General features: G+C 64.4%; 4 protein-coding genes and 1 pseudogene. All 5 read left to right on the top strand.

Annotated features, from left to right (window positions below; translation table 11 throughout):
- Positions 1-795 (top strand): annotated as a pseudogene (locus tag ACEW8G_RS08275) (preprotein translocase subunit YajC); the annotation flags it as partial.
- Between the two features lie 26 nt (positions 796-821).
- Positions 822-2057, top strand: coding sequence for an XrtA/PEP-CTERM system-associated ATPase (locus ACEW8G_RS08270; RefSeq protein WP_373487951.1), 1236 nt, complete (start codon positions 822-824; stop codon positions 2055-2057).
- Positions 2058-2105: 48 nt separating this feature from the next.
- Positions 2106-3005 (top strand): XrtA system polysaccharide deacetylase, encoded by a 900-nt coding sequence (locus tag ACEW8G_RS08265; RefSeq protein ID WP_373487950.1) that lies wholly within the window; start codon positions 2106-2108, stop codon positions 3003-3005.
- The gene (locus ACEW8G_RS08260; RefSeq protein ID WP_373487952.1) at positions 3005-4099 is read left to right on the top strand and encodes a FemAB family XrtA/PEP-CTERM system-associated protein; all 1095 of its coding nucleotides are present in this window, start codon (positions 3005-3007) and stop codon (positions 4097-4099) included. The genes ACEW8G_RS08265 and ACEW8G_RS08260 overlap by 1 nt, the downstream gene beginning before the upstream one ends.
- A partial coding sequence (locus ACEW8G_RS08255; RefSeq protein ID WP_373487949.1) for a glycosyltransferase occupies positions 4099-5022 on the top strand: 924 nt, incomplete at its 3' end. The genes ACEW8G_RS08260 and ACEW8G_RS08255, both read left to right, overlap by 1 nt.

The following is a 5022-nucleotide window of genomic DNA, read 5'->3' as shown; positions in this document are numbered from 1 at the left end:
CCGGTCATCGGTCCCGATGGCCGTTTCATCACCGACCGCGCCTCGCCGCGCCTGTTGTCTTATGATCAGGACGGCCTGATCTGGGATGTCGGCGTGCTGTGGCGGCCCAGCCGCCGCACCTCGCTTGAGGCGCGGGTTGGCCAGCGGTACGACAGCATGACCTATTATGGATCGTTCACCTATACGCCGAGCAGCCGGCTGGCGGCGAACGTCACCGTCTATGATCTGGTCGCAGGGTTCGGATCGCGGCTGAATGACAATCTCGCCGGTCTGCCGACCCAGTTCGATGCAACGCGCAACCCGCTGAGTGGTGATCTCAACAGCTGCGTGTTTGGCAATGCGGGCGGGGCGTGCTTCAACGACGCGCTGCAATCGGTCGCCTCATCTGCGTTCCGCACGCGCGGGGTGACCGGGCAGGTCAGCCTGCAAGGGGCAAGCTGGACGCATGGCATCGCTGCCGGTTACAGCCGCCGCAAGTTTTTCGCCGCAGACACCGGCGTGCTCGCCGGATTTGACCAGACCATCGATGAAATCTGGTTCGCCAACTATTTCGCCAGCAAGCGGCTTGATGCGCGTTCGGGTATCGATTCTGCGCTCTATGCGACCTATCTTGAAAACGGCATCGGCCAGGGCAGCAATGTGCTGGGCGTCGGCGCCAACGCGGCATATTATCGCAACTTCACCAGCCGCTTTACCGGCACTGTTGCGGTGGGTCTCGACTATTTCGATCCCGAAGGGTTTGAAAGCAGTCTGGTGGCATCGGCGCTGCTGGCGCTACGCTATTCGTTCCGGTGACAAGATCAAAGTGCTAGGACCAGTTCATGTATGAGTCTCATTTCGGTTTTTCCGGTCGTCCGTTTCAGCTGACGCCAGACCCGCGTTTCTATTTTGAGAGCGCAACGCATCGCAAGGCGATGTCGTATCTCGGCTATGGGCTGGCGCAGGGTGAGGGCTTCATCGTCATCACCGGAGAGATTGGCGCGGGCAAATCCACGCTTGTTGCCTATCTGATGCAGACCATAGACAATGCCCGGCTGACCGCGGCGCAGATTGTCACCACCCAGCTGGATGGCGATGATCTGCTGCACATGGTGGCGAGCAGCTTTGGCGTGGCAACCGCAGGGCTGGACAAGACCGGCACCTTGGCCGCCATCGAGCATTTCCTGCAGGCTGAGGCACGCAATGGCCGCCGGTGCCTGCTGGTCGTTGATGAATCGCAGAACTTGCCGATGCCGGCGCTTGAAGAGCTGCGGATGCTCTCAAACTTTCAGCTCGGCAGCCATCCACTGCTGCAGATCTTCCTGCTCGGCCAGCCCGAGTTTCGTGCGACCGTCCAGCATGCCCCGGGGCTTGAGCAGCTGCGCCAACGGGTGATCGCCAACCATCATCTGGGCGCAATGGAGGCGGCAGAAGTGCGGCCTTATCTGGAACATCGTCTCGGGCTGGTCGGCTGGAACGGACGCCCGGAGTTTACCGTCGATGCCTGCCAGCGGCTGTACGCTCAAACCGGCGGCATTCCGCGCAAGGTCAACATGCTCGCCAATCGGGTGCTGCTGATGGCAGCGGTGGAAAGCCGCGACACGATTGATGCCGCGCTGGTTGAGGCAGTGCTCGCCGACATTGCCGTTGATGCGCATGACAAGCACGGCTGGACCGATGACGAGACGCTGGAATCCGCCGCTGCGCTTGCGGTGGCTGAAGCAGCTTCGAATCAAGCACCCGTTCATGCTGCGCAGCCAGCCGCTCATCGCCCCGTTGCAGAACAATCCAGCAAGGCGGATTTCGATCAGCTGCTCGCCGAAGTGCGCGAATTTGCGCGCCAGCAGGAACAGCACGGCGTCTTGCTCGCCAACGAACTGCAGACAGCGCTGGACCGGATTGCGTCGCTGGAAAGCCGCGCGCCCGAGCCCGACAATTCGGCGCTGGAAGCGCGCATAGGCGCGCTCGAAGCACGGCAGGCAACCAGCGAGGCCGCGTTGCGCCGCGTGCTGACATTGCTGGTCAACTGGGTCGAAGACGATCAAGGTGGCATGTGGCCGCAGGGCCGCGCGGCCTGAACCCTCAGCCGTCCACCACATATTGAACGTCGATCATGCCGGGAGTGAATGACAGTGCGCGAACCATCGCTGGAAACAGGACGGCCTGACGCGCGCCGCATCATCAACGGCCTGTCGGTCGATGTGGAAGAGTATTTTCAGGTTGGCGCGTTCGAGACCACGATTGCCAAAGGCGATTGGGACAGCATCAAGGGCCGGGTTGAGCACAACACCGGCATGGTGCTCGATCTGTTCGCGCGCTGCAGGGTCAAGGCGACGTTTTTCACGCTCGGCTGGGTCGCTGCTCGGCATCCGGCGCTGATTCAGCGGATCGTCGCTGAAGGGCACGAGATCGCCAGCCACGGCTGGGACCATGCCCGCGTGTTCACCATGCAGCCCGACCAGTTCCGCGCCGATATCGACAAGGCACGCAAGGCCATCGAGGATGCCGCAGGCGTCGCGGTGACGGGCTATCGCGCGCCGAGCTTTTCGATCGATGCTCGCACCCCGTGGGCGCACCCTATTTTGGCCGAGGCAGGCTATGCCTATTCGTCGAGCGTCGCGCCGATTGCGCACGATCATTACGGTTGGCGCGAGGCACCGCGCTTTGCGTTTCACCCGGTCGAGGGCGCGGCGATGATCGAGCTGCCGGTGACGACGGTCGAACTGGGGTCGCGGCGATTTGGCGCCGGCGGCGGGGGTTTTTTCCGCATCCTTCCCTATCCGCTCTCGCGCTGGGCGCTGAACCGGGTCAACGGGCATGACCGCCAGCCTGCAATCTTCTACTTTCATCCGTGGGAGGTCGACTCTGACCAGCCGCGTGTAGCGGGCGCGCCGCTGCGCTCTCGGCTTCGCCATTACACCCAGCTGTCGGCGATGGCGGACAAGCTCGAACAGCTGACGCGCGACTTTCAATGGGGCCGCATCGACGAGATCGCGCTGCCTTTGGTCGCAGCGGGTCGGCCGTGATGATGCACTTTGCCCCGCCTGCCGTGCCTGCCGTGACGGTGCGGGCCGCTGACCTTGGCGATTCGCTGGAACGCGCGCGTTTCGAGCGATGGCTTGCGGCGCACCCGACGGCGAGCGCATTTCACGGTCTGGCTTGGGGACAGGCTGTCGAGCGAGGCGCAGGGCATGATTTCCTGCAGCTGATCGCCGAGGATTCGAGCGGAGACATCGCCGGACTGGTGCCGCTGCACGCGGTGCATTCGCCGCTGTTTGGCCGCGCGATGGTCTCCACCGGCTTTGCGGTCGATGGCGGCATATTGGCCGAGGATGACGCGACCGGCGCGGCGCTCGCCGATGCGGCGTGGCAGATGGCTGAGCGTTTCAGCTGCCCGACGCTTGAACTGCGCGGCGGCTGGCTGCCGCAAGACCCCGCATGGACGATCAAGTCTGACGCGCACGCCGGGTTCGTCGCCGATCTGGTCGCCGATTGCGCGGATGCCGACCAGCGCCAGCTTGACTGGATCCCCCGCAAGCAGCGCGCCGAGGTCCGCAAAGGCCTCGCCAACAATCTGGCGGTGCGCACTGGCAGCAGCGCCATCGATCGCGACCAGCATTACGCGGTCTATTCGACGAGCGTCCGCAACCTTGGTACTCCGGTGTTCCCGCGCAGCCTGTTTGCAGCTGTGCTCGATGCGTTCGGCGACGATGCCGATATCCTGACCGTACTGCACGATGATGTGCCGGTGGCGAGCGTGCTCAGCCTCTACCATCGCGGCGCCGTGATGCCTTACTGGGGCGGCGGCACCTGGGATGCGCGGGGCCTGCGCGCCAATGACGTGATGTATTACGCGCTGATGAATCACGCCCGCGCGCGCGGTTGCACCAGGTTCGATTTCGGCCGCTCGAAGGTCGGCACCGGGGCGTTTGCGTTCAAGAAGAACTGGGGCTTTGCGCCTGCACCGCTCAGCTATGCGGTGCGCACCACCGATGGCCAGCCACCGCGCGATGTGAACCCGCTCAGCCCAAAGTACCGCATGCAGATCGCACTTTGGCAGCGGCTGCCGCTGTCGCTGGCCAACCGGCTGGGGCCGCTGATCGCCCGGGGTCTGGGTTGATGGCTGGGCTGATGGGCGAGACGCTGTTTCTGGCGCACCGCATCCCGTTTCCGCCCGACCGGGGGGACAAGATCCGCTCCTGCCACCTGCTGCGCGCGCTCGCCGCGCTGGGGCCGGTGCATGTCGCAACCTTTGCCGAGACCGACGCCGATCTCGCTGCAGAGCTTGCGCTTGCCGAGGTCAGCGCCAGCCACCTGCTGGTCCACCGCACCGTATCGAACGTGCGCGCGGGGCTGCGCGCGCTGGCGAGCGGCTTGCCTTTATCGCTCGCCGCCTTCGCCAGCGAGGACATCGCGCTCTATGTCAGCCGCCTGCTGGTCACCCGGCCGATTGCGACGATCGTCGTCTTCTCGGGTCAGATGGCGCAGTTCATTCCCGCGGATTTTGCCGGACGGGTGATCATGGATTTTGTCGACATGGATTCGGCCAAGTTTGCCGCCTATGCGCAGCAATCGCGCGGCCCGATGCGCGCCATCCACGCACGTGAGGCGCGGCTGCTGGGTGCGTTCGAGCAGCAAATCGCGCGCCGCGCCAGCGTTTCCACCTTCGTCAGCCAGGCCGAGGCCGCGCTGTTTCGCGAAGGTCTCAATGACCCGTTGGTGCGTATCGAGGCGCTGGGCAACGGAATCGACACGCTGTTCTACGATCCCGAAGGCGTCGCGCCCGCTCCCTATGCGGAAACCGCCGGCCCGCACCTCGTGTTCACCGGGCAGATGGACTATCCGCCCAATGTCGAGGCGGTGGCGAGCTTTGCGCGGGAGGTTCTGCCCGTCGTCCGCGCGGCGCATGGCGATGCGCAGTTCCATATCGTCGGGCGCAACCCCGCATCGGAGGTCAAGGTGCTGGCGAGCCTTTCGGGGATCAATGTCGTCGGCGAAGTGGCCGACATCCGTCCGTGGATCGCCTCTGCCGATGTCATCGTC

The sequence above is a fragment of the Blastomonas sp. genome (genome assembly GCF_041747255.1).
Classification (GTDB): domain Bacteria; phylum Pseudomonadota; class Alphaproteobacteria; order Sphingomonadales; family Sphingomonadaceae; genus Blastomonas.
Note: the sequence above shows the minus strand (reverse complement) of the source record. Positions and strands in the feature narration are given on the sequence as shown.